Here is a 17613-nt window from a genome sequence, read left to right as displayed (position 1 = left end):
TCACACCAACGTTGGCAAAGTGACGAGCGCCAGCTCGGCCGCCCTCTTGGCGTTATCACACATCTGCTTTTGTGAAGACTCCTGCCCGACGGGGGAGAAGTCCACATAGAGCTGTTGACCATCGGACACATCGACCGCTACGGAACAGTCCAGCGTCGACGTTCCGGTCAGGGTGAGCTGAACAGCGGGATAGCCGCTCACCTCGATCTGCTGCACCTCGACGTTCCCGCCGCCCTGCCAGTACTCAATCCCCTTGGCGGTCACCACAGCAACGCCATAGGTGATGCGCGGCGAACGGTTGTTGGTGTAGTCGCAGGTTGGGACGTCACCAGTCTTCACGATGTCGCTGTCGTTCCGAGCCGACTCGACAACCGCGAGTTGGTTCATCTGATCGGCGGTCAGCACCTGGCAGGGATCAACGCCGTCGAGTTTGAGCTCTTGAGGGCGGGAGGTGTTCGCCGAGGTCGTCGATGTGGAAGTGGACGTAGCCGATGTCTGACCCGCGGGCCCAGGATCCCCGGGCTTCTCGGCTGTGCATCCGACAGTAGTCAGCGCGGCCAAGACAGCTACCGCCACGATTCGCGTAAAACTATTAGGCACTTTTAGCCCCGAACGCCGCGATGACTTCTTCCTCCGTGAACCCGTACTGCTCAGCGGTCTGACGCAACTGTTCGGCGAGGTTGTCGAGACTGGTGATGTATTCGCGGATTCGTTCCGCGTAAGAGTCCTCGTCCTCGACGAGCCGCGAGTTCCAGGCATCGGCCACACCGACGTTCACCGGGTCGGAACCATCGAGCACGACCTTGAGATCGCGCCTGCTCCTTTCCCACTTCCGGGCGAGCGCATCAGCCTGATCGCCGATGATCTTCCCCGCCTGCAGGACGGTCTCCTTGGTGACGTTGAACTGCTGCCCGCCACCCGGACCGGCGGCCATCGTCTCGTTCAGACGCTTCTCGGCCGCGAAGGCTTCGCCGATCGCCCGCCCGATGGTCCCCCCCGCGGCGGCGACGGCTCCTAGTAGGCCGTTCTCCTGTTCCACGACGTCCTACCCCCGTACGGTCGGTAACGGATCGATCCCGGTTCGAGGTTACCAACGACCACGTGAACCAGGTCTGAGGTTGGACGAAGTCCCACGCACTCCGGTTCCGTCCGGCTCAGAGGTCGTAGCGGCCAGCCTTCACGGCCGCGATGAGTCCTGCGAACGCGGCGGCCGAGACGACCACTGCCCCGTTGTGGGGTGCCTTGCTGTCGCGGATGGCTCGATCATCGGCAACGGCCGCGCACTCGACACACTGGTTGCTGCCGCCGCTACGACCGCTCTTCCTCCACCGTGCGAACGAGTCGATCATCGATCCCCCAGCTCTCGTCGGACAGCGCGCAACAGGTCTGCGGTGTCGTGCGGGCTCAGCGCGATCTCGACCAACGACGCGAAGACGACCTGGAACTTCGCCACGTCCGTCGGGTCGTCCATGATCGCCTCACCCCCTGCGTACTCCAGTCCGATGAACGGAGCGTCAAGCGGATCGCTGAAGCGAAGGATATTCACCGCTCCACCCATTGTGGGGGTACTCACCCGCTCCGAAGGAGAGCACTTGGATGGTGATGTTGTCCTGCTGGGCCAACGTCAGCAGGTGATCGATCTGCTCGATCATGACCTCCGCGCCGCCGACGAGTACATCCGGACCGTGAACTGGCCAACCGCGAATTGTCCGAGACGGGCATGACGAAGATCATCATGGTGCCCCTGACCACCGGCGAACTGGTCGAGTACGCCGAGCGGACCGGTGCTGACCCCACCGAGGAGGCCACTCGCATGGCCGTGATGCGGGAAACCGTCGCCGCCGGTGGTGCCATCGCGTGGCCGCCCGGCCGCAACGACCGGTGCTGGTGCGGCTCCGGTGCCAAGTACAAGAAGTGTTGCGGCCGGTCAGGTGGGTTCTAGGGGACGTCGATGTCGCCGTTCGCGGCCCGCAGGGCGATGTCGGTGCGGTGGTGGGAGCCGGTGAGGTGGACGGCTTCCAGGCGGTGGTAGGCGTCGGTTCGGGCTTCGGTGAGGGTGGGGCCTGTGCCTACTACCGACAGGACGCGGCCGCCGGTGGAGACGACGGCGCCGTCTTCGCGGCGGCGGGTGCCGGCGTGGAGGACGCCTTCGGCGTCGGCGCCGGTGATGACGTCGCCGGTGCGGGGGCGGCCGGGGTAGCCCTCGGCGGCGATCACGACGGTGACGGCGTAGCCCTCGGCCCAGTCCAGGGGCGGCGCGGAGGCCAAGGCGCCGGTGGCGGCGGCGTGGAAGAGGCCGGCCAGGGGGGTGCGGAGGAGGGCCACCACGGCCTGGGTCTCGGGGTCGCCGAACCGGCAGTTGAACTCGATGACCTGCGGTCCGGTGGAGGTCAGGGCCAGGCCCGCGTAGAGCAGGCCGGTGAACGGGGTCCCACGGCGGGCCAGTTCGTCGACGACGGGCTGGACGCAGGTGGACACGATCGTGTCCACCAGATCGGGGGACGCCCACGGCAGCGGGGCGTAGGCGCCCATGCCGCCGGTGTTCGGGCCGGAGTCGCCGTCGCCGACGCGCTTGAAGTCCTGCGCGGGCAGCAGCGGCACCACGGTGGAGCCGTCCACCAGGCAGAACAGCGACACCTCCGGCCCGTCCAGGAACGACTCCAGCAGCACCGGGTGGCCGTGGTCGAGCAACGTCATGGCGTGCGCGCGGGCCACGGCGCGGTCGGTGGTGACCACGACGCCCTTGCCGGCGGCCAGGCCGTCGTCCTTCACCACCCACCTCGGGCCGAAGTGGGTCAGCGCGGCGTCGAGCCGGGCCGGGTTGTCGACGATCTCCGACGCCGCGGTGGGCACGCCCGCGGCGGCCATGACGTCCTTCGCGAACGCCTTGGACCCCTCGATCCGGGCCGCCGCGGCCGACGGGCCGAAGCAGGGGATCCCGATGGCGCGCACGGCGTCCGCCGCACCCGCCACCAGGGGCTGCTCCGGCCCGACCACGACCAGGTCGGCGTTCCACTCCTTGGCCAGCGCCGCGACGGCCCCGGCGTCGGTGACGTCGACCCCGTAGGTCTCCGCGACGCCCGCGATACCGGCGTTACCCGGCGCGCAGGCAAGCGCGATCACCGAAGGGTCCCGCGACAACGCGAGGACAAGGGCATGTTCACGGGCGCCAGACCCGATGACCAGGACACGCACGGTGCGGAAGCCTAGATGACTCGGCCGGTCATCCGCCCAGTGCGTCCAGCGAGCCGGGGTGCAGGGGCACCGGATCGGTCATCGCGGCCTTCTCCTGGCGGATGTCCTTGGCCGCCGGGTGCACCGCCTCCAGCTCCGACTTCTTCTCGAAGATGAGCTTGGTCACGGCGCACGCGTCGCCCTCGGGGAAGTCCGACCGCACCAGCAGCACGTTGGGCACCACGACGGTCGGCACGTCGGCCGGCTGCCCGTAGGTGGCGGCCGGGATGACGCCCCGGTCGTACACCTCGTTGACCTTCTTCAACGCGTCCAGCTGCGGCGTGATGTCGATGAACTTGACCGCGTCCTTCAACGACGTGGTGATGTCGGTGATCTGCGCGGTGGGCAGGCCGCCGGACCACACGAGCCCGTCGATGCTGCCGTCTTTCATCCCGTCCGCGGTCTTGGCCAGGTCGAGCCGCTGCGCCTGGACGTCGGTCTCCGGGTTCAGCCCGGCCGCGGTGAGCAACCTCTGAGCGATCACCTCGGTGCCCGATTTGGGCGATCCGGTGGAGATCCGCTTCCCGCGCATGTCGGCCACCGAGTTGATCCCGGAGTCGGCCCGCACGAGCACCTGGGTGAAGTTCGAGTACAGCCTGGTCAGCGCCTGCACCTGCTGCGGCTTGCCGTCGAACGCGCCCTTGCCCGCGACCGCGTCCGCCGCCGTGTCGGCCAGCGAGAACGCCATGTCGTAGTCGCCGGCCACGAGCTGCTGGATGTTCTGCACCGACGCGCCGGTCTCCGCGGCGGTGGCCTTGAGCTTGGTGTTGTCGCTGATCAGCTTCGCCAACCCGCCCCCGACGACGTAGTACACGCCGCCGGAGTTGCCGGTCGCGATGGTGATCCGCCCGTCCGCCGCCTCACAGGCGGCTCCGCCGTTGTTGCCACTCGCGGCGTCGGGGGTTCGTTTGCCACCACATCCGGCGGCGACGAGACCGACCGAGAGCACGCCGACGGCGGCCTTGAGCGCCCAGCTACGCATGCTGTTCCTCTCCCCGTTTGACGATCTTGGGTAGGACGACGTGCACCGCCACCGCGGCCAACAGGAAACCCACGCCAACGGCGATGGTGACGGGTTGCAGGTAGAGCAGAGCCACAGCGGCGGGCGCGCAGAGCGCACGCTCGGGCCACCGCGCGGGACCGAACAGCCACCCGCCCGTGAGCACGGCCAACGCGGCCACGCCCAGCGCGGAGACGGCGAACACCCACAGGGCGTCGAGGAACGACGTGCGCAGCAACAGCCCGGCGCCGTTCTCGGTCAGCACGAACGCCAGCGGCACGAGGAACGCGGGCAGCGTGTACTTCCACGTCCGCCACATCGTCTTCATCACGTCGCCGCCGGTGATGGCGGCGGCGGCCACCGCGGCGAGCGCCGTCGGCGGCGTCACCTCGGACAGCACCGCGTAGTAGAAGATGAACATGGCCGCTTCCTCGGGGGCCACGTCCAAGGCGATCAACGCGGGCCCGATGACGACCCACGAGATGATGAAGGACGCGGTCACCGGCACGGCCAGGCCGAGCAGGCTCACCGCGACCGCCGCCAGCACCACCGTCACGAACAGCACCACGGTCGGGTTGGACGAGATCGACGCGGCGAGGTTCACCAGCGCCGACGCCAGCTTCTGGCCCAGCCCGGTCTTGGTGATGGTGGACGTGATCACGCCGGCCGCCGCGCACACCGCGATCACCGGCAACGCCGACCGCACGCCCGTCGACAGCGAGTCCGCCATCGCCCGCAGCCACTCCCGCACGTCACCGCGCTTGGCCACCAGCGCGAACAGCGCCGCGACACCGGTGGCGTAGACGACGGCGGAGAACACCGGGATGTTCAACGCCAGGAACACCACGATCACCGCGAGGGACAGGAAGTGGTACCCGCCGCGCTTGAGCAGCGCCCACGGGCTCGGCGAATCGATCTCCACCGGCTTGGCGCCGAACTTGCGCGCGTCGATCTCCACGGCCAGCGCGATGCCCAGGTAGTAGAGCAGCGTCGGCAGGATCGCCCAGATCAACACCTGCAGGTACGACGTCTCCAGGTACTCCGCGATGATGAACGCCGCCGCGCCCAGGGTCGGCGGCGAGAGGATCGCCCCGATACCGGAGGCGGCGAGCAGCCCGCCCGCGCTCTCCTTGGGGTAGCCCGCTTTCTTCAACATCGGCCACGTCACCGCGCCCAGCGACACGGTCGTCGCGGTGCCGGACCCGGACACGGTGCCGAGCAGGAACCCCGCCGTGGCCGCGGTGCGACCGGGTGCGGTCCGGGACTTGCGGAACGCGGAGAAGCTGATGTCCACGAAGAACGTCCCGGCGCCGGACGCGTTGAGCACCGAACCGTAGATCGTGAACAGCACGATGTAGGTGGCGGCGACGTCCAGCGGCGTCCCGTAGAACCCGGTGGCGTCGTTGTAGAAGCCGTTGATGATCTGCGGGAAGTCCACGCCCGCGTGCGAGATCTCCCAGGACGGTGGCAGGTAGCCGCCGTAGTAGGCGAACGCGATGAAGGCGACGCAGACGATCGGCAGCACCCAGCCGGTGGTCCGCCGGCACGCCTCCAGGATCAGCACCAGCAGCAGGGACCCGGCGATCACGTCCAGCGTGGTCAGCTGCCCCTGCCGGTCGAGGAAGGCGTCGAACCCGCCGAACAACGGGTACGCGCCCACCACGAACGCCGCGACCGCCGCCACCCAGTCGACGACACCGGGGTCGTCGCCGTCACCGCGCCTGCCGCGCGGCCGGTAGCAGAGGAAGACCAGCGGCAACGTGACCGCCAGGAAGATCACCAGGTAGTACTGGCCGCCCTTGCTGAACGGCCAGAACACCTGTTTGAGCACGAGCAGCGCGATGGCCAGACCGGCCACCCACACGCCCAGCTCCCAGCGCCGCGACAGGGTGCGCGACGGGCGCTCCTCGTCGTACTCGGCGATCAGTTCGTCGACTTCGACCTGTGGTTTGGTCGGCACGCGCACTCCTTCGTGTCGCGCTGCATCCAGCGCTCCCGAAGCTATCTGTGTGCGGTGTCACAGCCATAGACCGACCGTCTAAAGGGACTGTAAAGACGCCGAAACAAACCGAAACACCAAGTCAGACGATCCGGGAGTCCACGTAGCACCAGCGCCAGTCCTCGCCCGGTTCGAAAGACTGCATGACGGGGTGTTCCGAGGCGTGGAAGTGCGCGGTCGCGTGCCGGCGCGGGCTGGAGTCGCAACACGCGACGTGCCCGCAACTGAGGCAAATCCGCAGGTGAGCCCAGTTGTGCTCGCCGATGGCCAGGCAGTCCGCGCAACCCTTGGGCTGATCCGGGGTCACCGCGGGCGGGAGATCTGGGACGTGGGGACAGGTCATGCCGGCCATCATCACGCAAGATTGCGCCATGCACGGACCGGAACTGCTCCTGTTGCTCGTCGGCGCGCTGCTCGTCACAGCGGCGGCCAAACGCCTCAACTGGTCCGCCCCGCTGGTGCTGGTCGGCGTCGGACTCGCGGTGTCGTTCATCCCGGGCCTGCCCGAGTTCGCCCTGGAGCCGGAGCTGATCCTGGTTCTGGTGCTGCCGCCGCTGCTCTACTCGGCCGCGCTGGACAGCTCGTACCACAACATCCGGGCGAACCTGAGGCCGATCGGCCTGCTCGCGGTCGGTCTGGTGCTGGCCACCACGCTCGGCGTGGGCCTGGTCGCGTACCTCGTGCTGCCCGAGTTGTCGCTGCCGGCGGCCCTGGTGCTGGGCGCGGTGGTGGCCCCGCCGGACGCGGTCGCGGCGGTCGCGATCGGACGGCGGCTCAACCTGCCGCGCCGGACGATGACGCTGCTCACCGGCGAGAGCCTGATCAACGACGCGACCGCGTTGACGGTCTACAAGGTCGCCGTGGCCGCTGCCGCCGGCGCCACCGCCACCTGGGTGGACGGCACCCGCACGTTCGTGATCAGCGCGGGTGGCGGTGTGGTCATCGGGTTGGCCATCGGCTGGGGCGTGCGGTGGATCCGGGAGCGCCTCGACGACGGCGTGCTGGAGAGCGCGCTCGGCATGCTGGTGCCGTTCGGCGCGTACATCTTCGCCGAGGAACTCCACGCCTCCGGTGTGCTCGCGGTCGTGATCGCCGGGCTCTACATCGGGCACCACGCGCCGCGCAGCTCGTACTACACGCGCCTCCAGGACACCGCGGTGTGGCGGTCGGTGGACGTGTTGCTGGAGTCGTTCGTGTTCGCGTTGATCGGCTTGCAGCTGAAGAACGTGATCCGGGACGTGGACGTCACCTCCGGGCTGGTGTGGGCGGCGGTGGTCGTGCTGGTGGCGACGATCCTGGTGCGGTTCGTGTGGATGTACCCGGCCGCGTACCTGCCCCGGATGGTGTCGAAGCGGGTCCGGACCCGCGAGGGCGCGCCGGGGTGGCGTGGCGTGACCGTGCTGTCGTGGGCCGGGATGCGCGGCGTGGTGTCGCTGGCCGCGGCGAGCGCGCTGCCGCTGGACCTCCCCGGCCGCGAGGTGATCGTGTTCTGCGCGTTCGTGGTCACCGTCGGCACGCTGCTCCTCCAAGGCCTCACGCTGCCGTTCGTGATCCGCAAGCTCGGGTTCCGGGGCAACGAGGAGCGGACCGACGCGCTGGCCGAGGCGCAGGTGCAGCACGCGGCGGCGGAGGCGGCGGTGCGCAAGCTGGACGAGGTGGTCGGCGGTGACACCGGCGCGCCGGACCACATCGTGGACCGGTTGCGGATCATGGCCGAGCACCGGGGCAACGCGGCGTGGGAGCGGCTGGGCCGGCAGGAGGACGAGAGCCCGGCCGCGTCGTACCGCCGGCTGCGGCGGACGATGCTGGAGGCCGAGCGCCAGGTGTTCGTCCAGGCTCGGGACAGCGGGCAGATCGACGACGAGGTGTTGTTCCGGGTGCTCCGCGAATTGGACCTGGAGGAAGCGGCCATATCCAGGGAGTGACGACCAGCGCCTGATCACCACGCGTTCACCGTGACGTGGCCTGCCCTTCGCCCTACGGTGACCAGGACGTCGCGGTGCGCGACGAGGCTGCCGCGCGTCTGGATTCTCTGAGGAGGTCGGCGATGGTGCGGACGAAGATCATCGGGGTGGCGCTCGCGGCGCTCGCGGTGACGGGGGCGGTGATGCTCCCGGCGGCGTCGGCGAGCGGTGACGCCGAGGTGGCGTCATCCCGCAAGGGCCCGCTGGTGATCGGCCACCGCGGCGCGTCGGGGTACCGGCCCGAGCACACGCTGGCCGCGTACGAGTTGGCCGCGCGGATGGGCGCCGACTACGTCGAGCCCGACCTGGTGGTCACCAAGGACGGCAAGCTGGTCGCGCGGCACGAGAACGAGATCGGCGGCACCACCGACGTCGCCGCGCACCCGGAGTTCGCCGCGCGCAAGACCACCAAGGTCATCGACGGCACGCCGATCACCGGCTGGTTCACCGAGGACTTCACGCTCGCCGAGCTGAAGACCCTGCGGGCCAAGGAGCGCATCCCGGAGGTCCGGCCGCGCAACACGCTCTACGACGGCCGGTTCGAGGTGCCGACGCTGGAGGAGGTCATCGACCTGTCCCGGCGGCTGTCCCGTGAACTGGGGCGCGACATCGGCATCTACCCGGAGACCAAGCACCCGACGTACTTCCAGGAGATCGGCCTCCCGCTGGAGCCGCGCCTGGTCGACGTGCTGACCCGGACGGGCCTCAACCGGCACGGCGCGAAGGTGTACGTGCAGTCGTTCGAGGTGGCGAACCTCAAGCAGCTCAAGTCGAAGCTGCGGGTGCCGCTGGTGCAGCTGATCAACTCGTCGGGCGCGCCGTACGACTTCGTCAAGGCCGGTGACAAGCGCACCTACAGCGACCTGGTGACGCCCGACGGCCTGCGCGAGATCCGCACCTACGCGTCCGGCATCGGCGCGGCGAAGGACCGGATCATCCCGCGTGACGCGGCGGGTTTCCTGCGGGAGCCGACCACCCTGGTGCGTGACGCGCACACCCGCGGCCTGATCGTGCACGCCTGGACGTTCCGCAACGAGAACACGTTCCTCCCGGCCGACTTCCGCACCTCACCCGACCCTGCCGCGTACGGCAAGGCGTTCGGCGAGTACGCGAAGTTCTACGCGACCGGCCTGGACGGCGTCTTCGCCGACAACCCCGACACCGCCGTGGAAGCCCGCAACGGCTGACCTGTCACCGGACTTCGGGGGACGCCCACGCTGAGCCGGGCGTCCCCCGAAGATCAGGACCCCCCGATCGACAGACTGCCAAAGGGGTCCGACAGTTCCCGGCTGTCGGGCACCGAAACCCAGTGCCCGCGAGCAGGCCGCGCTGGGCCAGGATCGGGCGGACGCCCTCGCCGAACCAGCAGGCCTCCTCCAGGTGCGGGTAGCCGGAGAACACGAACTCCCCGATGCCGATGGCGTGGGTACTCCTCGATCAGGTCCGCCACCTCCGCGTGGCCGCCGACCAACGCCGTCCCGGCCCCGCCGCGCACCAGGCCGACGCCGGCCCACAGCCCGGGGTGGATCTCCAACCCCCGCACGCCACGACTCAGGTAACCACCGTGCAGGGCCACCATCCGCTGCTGCCCCACGGACTGCGACGTCCGCAGTTGCTCCTGCGCCCTGGCCACCTGCGCCGGGTCCAACGCCTCCAGCAGCTTCTCCGCCTCACGCCACGCCTCGGCCGACGTGTCCCGGCTCAAGGACACCAGGAACGCGTCCACCAACTGGCCGTCCACGACCAGCTCGTAGCCGGACCGGAACACGGTGACCGGTGAGGCGAGCTTGTCCGGCGGCAGCACGCCGGTGCTGCTCGCCGCCTGCCACAACAGGACCAGCCCGATCGGGCTCAACCACCGCCCGACATCAGGGAACCTTCGACGTTGTTTTACAGCGGGCGCTCGCGGCGGGTAGGCGGATTCCGCACCTACGGATTCAGGACGCGCGACAACACCCGCGGTGGGAATCGACACGGATTTCTCCCTGCGGGAGAAGTCAACGCGTCCCGAATGATGAAAAAACCTCCGACGCCGATTGCTTCGGCATCGGAGGTTTTCACAACGAACTCAGCCGAGCATGTCGTGGCGCACGATCGTCTGGTCGCGGCCCGGCCCGACGCCGATCGCGGACATCCGGGCGCCGGAGATCTGCTCCAAGTGCTCCACGTACGCGCGCGCGTTCGCGGGCAGTTCCTCGAACGTCCGGCAGTGGCTGATGTCCTCGAACCAGCCCGGCAGCTCCTCGTACACCGGCACGGCGTGGTGCACGTCGGTCTGCGACATCGGCATCTCGTCGACCCGCTCGCCGTCGATCGTGTAACCGACGCAGATCGGCACCTTCTCCAGACCCGACAGCACGTCCAGCTTGGTCAGGAAGAAGTCGGTGATGCCGTTGACCCGCGCCGCGTACCGGGCGATCACCGCGTCGAACCAGCCGGTGCGCCGGGAACGCCCGGTCGTCACGCCGAACTCGCCGCCGGTCTTGCGCAGGCGCTCGCCCATCTCGTCGTTCAGCTCGGTCGGGAACGGCCCCGAGCCCACCCGCGTCGTGTACGCCTTGAGGATGCCGATCACCGTGGTGATCCGGGTCGGCCCGATACCGGAACCGGCGCTCGCGCCGCCCGAGGTCGGGTTCGACGACGTGACGAACGGGTAGGTGCCGTGGTCCACGTCGAGCAGCGTGCCCTGCGAGCCCTCCAGCAGCACGGTCTCGCCGCGCTCCAGCGCCTGGTTGAGCAGCAGGCGGGTGTCGGCGATGCGGGAGGTGAACTTGGCGCCGTGCTCCAGCACGCTGTCCACCACCTGCTCGGGGTCCAGCGCCTTGCGGTTGTAGACCTTGACCAGCACCTGGTTCTTGAAGTCCAGCGCGGCTTCCACCTTCTGCCGCAGGATCTTCTCGTCCAGCAGGTCCTGCGCGCGCACGCCGACGCGGGCGATCTTGTCCTGGTAGCACGGGCCGATGCCGCGACCGGTGGTGCCGATCTTGGCCTTGCCCAGGTACCGCTCGGTGACCTTATCGATCGCCACGTGGTACGGCATGATCAAGTGGGCGTCCGCGGAGATGAGCAGCTTGCTGGTGTCGACGCCCTGCTCGTCGAGACCGGCCAGCTCCTCCAGCAGCACGCCGGGGTCGACCACGACACCGTTGCCGATGACGCTGGTCACGCCAGGGGAGAGGATTCCGGAGGGGATCAGGTGCAGGGCGAACTTCTGGCCGGTGGGCAGCACGACGGTGTGCCCGGCGTTGTTGCCGCCCTGGTACCGGACGACCCACTGCACCCGGTCACCGAGCAGGTCCGTTGCCTTGCCCTTACCCTCATCGCCCCACTGGGCACCGATCAGCACGACGGCCGGCATGTGAAACTCCAAGCGGTTGGACGGGTAGAGAGCCGAATGCCTGCGACGGCCGAGCCGTCAGTGGACGGCTGTTGAGGGTAGACCAGGAGATGATGGTGCGCGGAATCGTGCTGGCCTGCGGAAACTCGCAGTTGCCAATGATCACTGACGGTGACCGTTTCGAGGTGCGGCAAATGGCCGCACGCCCGGGAAAGGCCGAGGTAGACGCGATCCTGGCCGAATCGGGTGACAAACGTCTCGTTGTGCACGGTACGGACGCCGACCTCAACGCCGTCGTGCTGCGGCTGCTGCGCACCGAACGACTGGCCGACGTGCCGCTCGGGTACGTGCCGGCCGACCCGCGTTCCGACGTGGCCGGGCTGTGGGGCCTGCCGACCGACCCCGGTCGCGCGTTGGACCTCGCCCTGTCCGGTGACGCCGACCGGGTGCCGCTGGTCCGGGACGACGTCGGCGGCGTGCTCGTCGGCCTCGGCTCGCTCGGCCCCGTGCGCGGCGTCGGCTACGGCGACGACACCGTGGTGCTGCGCGGCCAGGCGAGCCGGCTGGAGGTCACCCCGGACCCGGAGGGCGGGCTGGGGCTTGTCGTGCACGTCATCCACAAGCGGCTGTTCGGCCGCAAGGTGGTCAGCACGTCGGCGCGCGCGTTCCAACTCGGCTGCCTGCCCGTGCAGGTCACCTCGGACGGCATCGCACACCCGAGGCCGATGGGCAAGTGGACCTGGTACCGCCACACGGAGGACCTGCGGTTGGTCCGAGGGTTGTAGTGACTGAGGAATTTTCTCTACCGCCATTCAGGCGTCACTCGAAAGCGTTGTAACCGCCGGGAAATTGACCCAAGGTAATTCCGACAGCTTCCAAACCAGGAAGGTCGGAATTAATGTCAACGGTCAACAAAACCGCGCGATTCTCGATCTTTTCCCTGCTCCTGGCCGGCGTGCTCGCAGTTGCCCTGGTCTCCCCTGCCCAGGCCACACCACCGAACATCCCCAGTCTCACCACCGCCCAGTCGGAATTGAACGCACTGACCGTGGCCGCCGAAGGTTCCACCACGGGCTACTCGCGGGACCTGTTCCCGCACTGGAGCACCGTCTCGGGCAGCTGCAACACCCGGGAGACGGTGCTCAAGCGCGACGGCACGAACGTGGTCACGGACTCCTCCTGCGCGGCCACGTCCGGCCGCTGGTTCAGCCCGTACGACGGCGCGACGTGGACGCTGGCGTCCGACGTCGACATCGACCACGTGGTGGCGCTGGCCGAGGCGTGGCGCTCCGGCGCGTCGTCGTGGACCACGGCCAGGCGGCAGTCGTTCGCCAACGACCTGACCAATCCGCAGCTCATCGCCGTCACCGACAACGTGAACCAGTCCAAGGGCGACCAGGACCCGGCCGAGTGGAAGCCGCCGCTGACCTCGTACTGGTGCACGTACGCCAAGATGTGGATCCACTCGAAGTACCAGTGGGGTTTGCGGGTGGACTCCGCGGAGAAGTCTGCTTTGCAAAGCATGCTCGGAAGGTGCTGATAACCAATGGCTGACCGCTCCTCCCCCTTCGTGGCCGGACCCGGCGGCGTCATGACCGACGAGGTCGGCGTGGTGACCGGAGACCTCGAACTCCGCACCACGCTGGTCGACGGCGTGCTGAAGGCGACGGTGCGCTACGAGGGCGCGGAGGAGTGGTACGCCATCACCGGCGCTTCGTGCCAACTGGCCGACCCCCGTGACCACGACGCCGTGCACGCCGTCCTGCTCGGCGTGCTCAACCGCCCACAGGGTTAACCACCCCGCGAGGTCGCGTCGGTCGTTCGTGACTCATTTTCCGATGATCGAAAAGCGTGATCATCGGAAAATGAGTCACGAACGACCGACTTCCCAGGCGACCGAGCCGCCGTCTGCGGAGCAGCGGCCATGTCACCGCCGCGTCAGGGGCGGCAACGACTCCACGGCTTCCGCCCGCGTCAACCCGGTGGCCTGCAACAGGTCCACCGCCACCGAACGCACCTGGGCCAGCACCACCTTCGTCGAGAAGCCCTCGCCGCCCAACTCGTGCGTCGTCGCCGAGGCCACCGCGTCACGGATCACCGCACGCGCCTTCTTCGGCTCGTCACCACGCCCCAGCTCGGTGCGCAGCACCTCCACCGCCTCCGCGTACTGCCGCAGCACGTCGGGCAGCACGTCCGGCATCCGCTCGCCGTCACGCAACGCCGCCAACGCCCGCCGGGCCAGCACCCTGGTGTTGCGCAGGGCGTAGTCCAGCGGCGCGGCGGCCGTCTCGTACCGGCCCAGGTCGTGCCGGCTGCGCCAGCGGACCGGCGCGATCGTGGCGATCTCACCGCCGGTCTTCAACGCCGACGTGAACTGGTCCACCGCGGCCTGGCTGCCGCGCAGCCGAGCCAGCACCCCGGCGGCCTGCACGGCGTCGTGATCGGCCACCGCCGTCGCCACACCGCGCAACGCCTCGGTCAGCTCGCCCAACACCACCTTCGCGTGCCGGTGCGCCACCGTCAGCGGGTTCGCCGGCAGCAGCGCCGTCACCGCGAGCCCCACCAGACCGCCGACCAGCGCGTCCACCATCCGGTCCAGCCCACCGCCCGTGCTCGGCGGCAACAGGGTCGCGACCAGCACGGCCGACGAGCCGGACTGCAGCGCGATCACCGCGCCACCGTCCAGCAGCACGGCCGCGGACATCGCCAACCCCACCACCAGCGCGATCTGCCACGGCCCCGAGCCGATCAGCGAGATCAGCACGTCGCCGACGCCCACACCCACGGACACGCCGACGACCAGTTCCACGACACGCCGGAACCGCTGCCCCAGCGACACACCGAGGCAGACGACGGCGGCGATCGGCGCGAAGAACGGGTGGGCGTGGCCGACCACCTCGGTGGCCACCAGCCAGGACAAACCGGCGGCGAGCGCGGTCTGCCCGATCGGCAGGGCCGCGCTCCGCCACCGCTTCAGCCTGCGCGCCACCTGGTCGCGCATGGCTCCCACGCGTTCAGCTCAAGCCGAGAGCGGCGGGTGCCGCCGGGTCGCTGTCACCGAGGAACTTCTTGCAGCGCTCGTACTCCTCGGTCTCGCCGATCTCGTCCGCGGCCCGCGCCAGCGCCGCCAGCGCGCGCAGGAAGCCCTGGTTGCCGCGGTGCGACCACGGCACCGGGCCGTGGCCCTTCCAGCCCGAGCGGCGCAGTTGGTCGAGACCACGGTGGTAGCCGGTGCGCGCGTACGCGTAGGCGGCGACCGGGTCGCCGGTCTGCAACGCCCGCTCGGCGAGCAGCGCCCACGCCTCGCTGAAGTCGGGGTAGGCGCGGACGATCTTGGCGGGGTCGGTGCCCGCCTCGGCGGCGGCCTGCGCCTCCGGGCGGTCTGGCAGCAACGTGGGTCCGGGACCGAGCAGGTTATCCATGCGGTCAGCTTAGGAAGACCCGCGCCACCGCAGCGACCAGTGCCAGCACCAGCGCGGTGACGATGACACCGGCCACAATCTTCTTGACCATGAAAGTGCTCCTCGGGTTCTCAGCGAACTCTCAGGGGCGCACCCTGCCCGGCACGGCCATTCAGAGCAACGCAACTCACCCGTTCGTATGAACTAAACCGAAAAGCCCTGGTCACCAACGCCCCTTAAGGGGCGTCCCGGGAAATCCCAGGGCGGGTCACCCTTCCAGCCAATCCAGTCGAGACGCATCATGGGCGGGTGAACACGGGGGTAGGCAATCGCGTCGCGCGTTTCCGCGACCAGTACTGGGAGCGAGGCGAGCCGGGGCGCGAGACGCCACCGGTTCTCGTCGCCGCGCTCTACAAGCTCTGGCTCGCCGGTCTGCTGCTCAAGCTGATCGGGTCGTCGTGGGACGTCGCCTGGCACTTCAAATGGCTGCGCGACGAGCTGGCGCCACCGCACATGGTCAACACCGTGGGCACGGTGATCGTGGTCGGTCTGACGCTGTTCCACACCTACACCGGCTACGGCGTGGACAAGACCGCGCTGCGGCTGATGCAGTGGGGCACCGGACTGTTCCTGATCGCACTGCCCATCGACCTGATCAACCACCGGATCAACGGCCTGGACATCACGTCGTGGAGCGGGTCGCACGCCCTGCTGTACCTGGGCACCGCGATCATGCTCGCGGGCGCCATCCGGGGCTGGATCAAGCTCTACCCGGCCGGCCCCTGGCAGGTGTTCGGCCTGGCCGGACTGTGGTTCTTCTTCCTGGAGAACGTCTGGTTCCCCAACCAGCACCAGGAGTACGGCGTGCTGGAGATCGCCTCCTGGGACCGCGGCGACCCGTACGCCGAACCGATCCTGCTCCAGTTCGCCGCCGACCAGATCGGCCGCCCGGTCGACCGCGAGTCGATCGTCCAGTTCTCGCTGCCCATCCCGGACTGGGTCTACCCCGTCTGGGGCCTGGTCGCGGCGGCCCTCGTCCTGGTGATCGCCCGCCGCACGATCGGCACCCGCTGGGCCGCGACCGCCGTGGCCGGCGGCTACGTCGCCTACCGCCTGCTGATCTGGCCACTGCTCGCCGGCGCCGACTTCCCGCTGTCCGCCGTACCGGTGTTCCTGCTGCTCACCGGCCTAGTCGTGGACGCAGCCCACCTCGGCCGGGTCCCGACCCCCGTCGCCGCACTCCTCGGCTCGGCCGCCGTCACCGGCCTCGGCTACGGCGGCATCTGGATCCAGCAGGCGCTCGACGCCGGCCCCCCGATCTCCTACCCGTCGGCAGCCGCGACGTTCATCGTCCTGGCCGCGCTCTGGATGGCCGCCGACCGGATCAAGGTAGGGCGAACCCCCCGACGATCACTGGTGACCGCCTGATTCAGATCGGCCCCGCTCCCCTCAAGGATTGATCAGATAAGTCCTGATCCCTTGGGGGGAGTTTTCATGCGCCGACTTCTGCGCACCGCCGTGGCAACGACCCTGGCCGCAAGCCTGATCGCCACCACCGCAACCACCGCCACCGCCACCCCGAACCGCCTGGCCAACGTGGTCGAGCAGTCCGTGGCAGCGGGCCTGCCCGGTGTCGTAGTCCGGGTCGACGACGGCCGGGGCAAACCAGTCGAGATCGTCCGACAGGCCCGCTGGACGCTGTCCGACCACCGACTCCGCGCGATCGACGAGTTCCGGATGGCGTCCAACACCAAGACGGTGAGCGCGACCCTCATCCTCCAACTCGTCGCCGAGAACCGGCTGAGCCTGGACGACCCGGTCGAGAAGTGGCTGCCGGGCGTCGTCCCGAACGGCTCCGCCATCACGCTGAAGATGCTGCTCAACCAGACCAGCGGTCTGGCCGACTACCTGGACGACCCGCGCCTGCTCGGTCTGCTGAGCGGCCAGGAGCCACAAGCCTGGCCACCCGCCGACCTGGTCGCCGTCGCCGTCTCCAACCCGCCGCTGTTCGCGCCGGGCGAGCGCTGGGACTACAGCAACACCAACTACACCCTCATCGGCATGGTCCTGGAGAAAGCCACCAACCGGCCGTACGCCGACCTGGTCGAACGCCGGATCATCCGCCCGCTCGGCCTGCGCGACACCTACCTGCCGACCAATGCCACCTTCAGGGGCAGGCACGCCCACGGCTACGAGCCGACCGCCGAACACCTCCCACCCCTGTTCCCGCCCGGCACGCCCATCGGCGACGGCTTCGCCGGCCCGCAGCACCACGACCACGTCAACACCACCGCCATCGACCTCAGCCCCGCCTGGGCCGCCGGCGGCCTGGTGTCCACCGCGAAGGACTGGAACAGGTTCCTGTCCGCCCTCATGTCCGGCCGCCTCCTGCCACCGGCCCAGCTGGCGCAGATGCGCGAAGCGGTCCCCCAGGGCGGCACCAGCGCGAACGGCTACGGCCTGGGCGTCATGGAGGTGCGCACCCCGTGCGGCACGGTCTGGGGCCACTCAGGCGGCTTCCCCGGCTACCGCAGCCACAACTACACCGACGCCACCGGCAAGCGCACCGCCACCGTGCTGATCACCACCACGTACAGCCTCTACGCACCGGCAGCCGCCGCAGTGCAGAAGGAGCTGGTCGACGCGGCCGTCTGCCGCATGTACGGCAAGTAGTACGT

Annotated in this window: 20 protein-coding genes and 1 pseudogene; 8 read left to right on the top strand and 13 right to left on the bottom strand. The window is 69.2% G+C overall.

Translation table 11 applies throughout. The features are described 5' to 3' along the window. From ALI22I_RS40150 to ALI22I_RS54900, 5 genes are all read right to left on the bottom strand, one after another. Positions 1 to 576 (bottom strand): DUF3558 domain-containing protein, encoded by a 576-nt coding sequence (locus ALI22I_RS40150; RefSeq protein ID WP_238598789.1) that lies wholly within the window; start codon positions 574 to 576, stop codon positions 1 to 3. A 16-nt stretch (positions 577 to 592) separates the two neighbouring features. Beyond that, on the bottom strand, positions 593 to 1039 hold the full coding sequence (locus ALI22I_RS51570) for a hypothetical protein (RefSeq protein WP_077010787.1): 447 nt from the start codon (positions 1037 to 1039) through the stop codon (positions 593 to 595). A gap of 115 nt (positions 1040 to 1154) precedes the next feature. Beyond that, complete coding sequence (locus ALI22I_RS40140) at positions 1155 to 1349, bottom strand: DUF397 domain-containing protein (protein WP_083752344.1); 195 nt, start codon at positions 1347 to 1349, stop codon at positions 1155 to 1157. Further along, positions 1346 to 1558 (bottom strand): Scr1 family TA system antitoxin-like transcriptional regulator, encoded by a 213-nt coding sequence (locus ALI22I_RS54130; RefSeq protein ID WP_274523042.1) that lies wholly within the window; start codon positions 1556 to 1558, stop codon positions 1346 to 1348. Before ALI22I_RS54130 ends, ALI22I_RS40140 begins: the two co-directional genes overlap by 4 nt. Beyond that, positions 1515 to 1706: a Scr1 family TA system antitoxin-like transcriptional regulator gene (locus ALI22I_RS54900; RefSeq protein ID WP_274523041.1), complete on the bottom strand. Its 192-nt coding sequence runs from the start codon at positions 1704 to 1706 to the stop codon at positions 1515 to 1517. The genes ALI22I_RS54130 and ALI22I_RS54900 overlap by 44 nt, the downstream gene beginning before the upstream one ends. 14 nt (positions 1707 to 1720) lie before the next feature. Here ALI22I_RS54900 and ALI22I_RS52575 point away from each other — a divergent pair, with 14 nt between their 5' ends. Further along, the gene (locus tag ALI22I_RS52575) at positions 1721 to 1942 is read left to right on the top strand and encodes an SEC-C metal-binding domain-containing protein (RefSeq protein WP_202971162.1); all 222 of its coding nucleotides are present in this window, start codon (positions 1721 to 1723) and stop codon (positions 1940 to 1942) included. Here ALI22I_RS52575 and purD read toward each other — a convergent pair. The 4 genes from purD to ALI22I_RS40110 form a co-directional block, all read right to left on the bottom strand. Then, positions 1939 to 3195, bottom strand: coding sequence for a phosphoribosylamine--glycine ligase (gene purD, locus ALI22I_RS40125; RefSeq protein ID WP_077010785.1), 1257 nt, complete (start codon positions 3193 to 3195; stop codon positions 1939 to 1941). The genes ALI22I_RS52575 and purD overlap by 4 nt on opposite strands. 28 nt (positions 3196 to 3223) lie before the next feature. Then, positions 3224 to 4216 carry a TAXI family TRAP transporter solute-binding subunit gene (locus tag ALI22I_RS40120; RefSeq protein ID WP_077010784.1) on the bottom strand — a complete coding sequence of 331 codons (993 nt, stop codon included), beginning with the start codon at positions 4214 to 4216 and terminating at the stop codon, positions 3224 to 3226. After that, positions 4209 to 6194, bottom strand: a complete 1986-nt coding sequence (locus tag ALI22I_RS40115) for a TRAP transporter permease (protein ID WP_083752343.1) — start codon at positions 6192 to 6194, stop codon at positions 4209 to 4211. The genes ALI22I_RS40120 and ALI22I_RS40115 overlap by 8 nt, the downstream gene beginning before the upstream one ends. A 121-nt stretch (positions 6195 to 6315) precedes the next feature. Next, entirely contained in the window at positions 6316 to 6576 is a 261-nt protein-coding gene (locus tag ALI22I_RS40110; protein ID WP_179118515.1) for a UBP-type zinc finger domain-containing protein, read from the bottom strand. Between the two features lie 28 nt (positions 6577 to 6604). On the opposite strand from ALI22I_RS40110, the gene ALI22I_RS40105 reads away from it, so the two are divergent. Both ALI22I_RS40105 and ALI22I_RS40100 read left to right on the top strand, forming a co-directional pair. Then, entirely contained in the window at positions 6605 to 8158 is a 1554-nt protein-coding gene (locus ALI22I_RS40105; protein WP_077011183.1) for a Na+/H+ antiporter, read from the top strand. 122 nt (positions 8159 to 8280) lie between these two features. Further along, positions 8281 to 9384 carry a glycerophosphodiester phosphodiesterase gene (locus tag ALI22I_RS40100; protein WP_143532676.1) on the top strand — a complete coding sequence of 368 codons (1104 nt, stop codon included), beginning with the start codon at positions 8281 to 8283 and terminating at the stop codon, positions 9382 to 9384. A gap of 130 nt (positions 9385 to 9514) precedes the next feature. On the opposite strand, the pseudogene ALI22I_RS40095 reads toward ALI22I_RS40100, so the two are convergent. Together ALI22I_RS40095 and ALI22I_RS40090 are read right to left on the bottom strand one after the other, a co-directional pair. Further along, positions 9515 to 9911 (bottom strand): annotated as a pseudogene (locus ALI22I_RS40095) (LLM class flavin-dependent oxidoreductase); the annotation flags it as partial. A 354-nt stretch (positions 9912 to 10265) separates the two neighbouring features. Next, positions 10266 to 11555 (bottom strand): adenylosuccinate synthase, encoded by a 1290-nt coding sequence (locus ALI22I_RS40090; protein ID WP_077010782.1) that lies wholly within the window; start codon positions 11553 to 11555, stop codon positions 10266 to 10268. Positions 11556 to 11644: 89 nt separating this feature from the next. Between ALI22I_RS40090 and ALI22I_RS40085 the strand changes: the two genes are divergently transcribed. The 3 genes from ALI22I_RS40085 (at position 11645) to ALI22I_RS40075 (ending at position 13329) form a co-directional block, all read left to right on the top strand. Continuing rightward, on the top strand, positions 11645 to 12319 hold the full coding sequence (locus ALI22I_RS40085) for a hypothetical protein (protein WP_443217018.1): 675 nt from the start codon (positions 11645 to 11647) through the stop codon (positions 12317 to 12319). Positions 12320 to 12432: 113 nt separating this feature from the next. Continuing rightward, positions 12433 to 13074 carry an HNH endonuclease family protein gene (locus ALI22I_RS40080; protein WP_077010781.1) on the top strand — a complete coding sequence of 214 codons (642 nt, stop codon included), beginning with the start codon at positions 12433 to 12435 and terminating at the stop codon, positions 13072 to 13074. A 6-nt stretch (positions 13075 to 13080) separates the two neighbouring features. Then, the gene (locus ALI22I_RS40075; protein ID WP_077010780.1) at positions 13081 to 13329 is read left to right on the top strand and encodes a hypothetical protein; all 249 of its coding nucleotides are present in this window, start codon (positions 13081 to 13083) and stop codon (positions 13327 to 13329) included. A 132-nt stretch (positions 13330 to 13461) separates the two neighbouring features. On the opposite strand, the gene ALI22I_RS40070 is transcribed toward ALI22I_RS40075, so the two are convergent. Together ALI22I_RS40070 and ALI22I_RS40065 are read right to left on the bottom strand one after the other, a co-directional pair. Further along, positions 13462 to 14535: an FUSC family protein gene (locus tag ALI22I_RS40070; RefSeq protein WP_077010779.1), complete on the bottom strand. Its 1074-nt coding sequence runs from the start codon at positions 14533 to 14535 to the stop codon at positions 13462 to 13464. Positions 14536 to 14548: 13 nt separating this feature from the next. Beyond that, complete coding sequence (locus ALI22I_RS40065) at positions 14549 to 14956, bottom strand: DUF3151 domain-containing protein (RefSeq protein WP_077010778.1); 408 nt, start codon at positions 14954 to 14956, stop codon at positions 14549 to 14551. 288 nt (positions 14957 to 15244) lie between these two features. On the opposite strand from ALI22I_RS40065, the gene ALI22I_RS40060 reads away from it, so the two are divergent. Next, a complete protein-coding gene (locus ALI22I_RS40060; protein WP_083752341.1) occupies positions 15245 to 16363 on the top strand; it encodes a hypothetical protein in 1119 nt (372 codons plus the stop codon). 66 nt (positions 16364 to 16429) lie between these two features. After that, entirely contained in the window at positions 16430 to 17608 is a 1179-nt protein-coding gene (locus ALI22I_RS40055; protein WP_077010776.1) for a serine hydrolase domain-containing protein, read from the top strand. Positions 17609 to 17613 lie beyond the last annotated feature (5 nt).

The organism is Saccharothrix sp. ALI-22-I, from assembly GCF_001984175.1.
In the GTDB taxonomy this organism is placed as follows: Bacteria; Actinomycetota; Actinomycetes; order Mycobacteriales; family Pseudonocardiaceae; genus Actinosynnema.
This window is presented reverse-complemented; position numbering and strand designations above follow the sequence as displayed.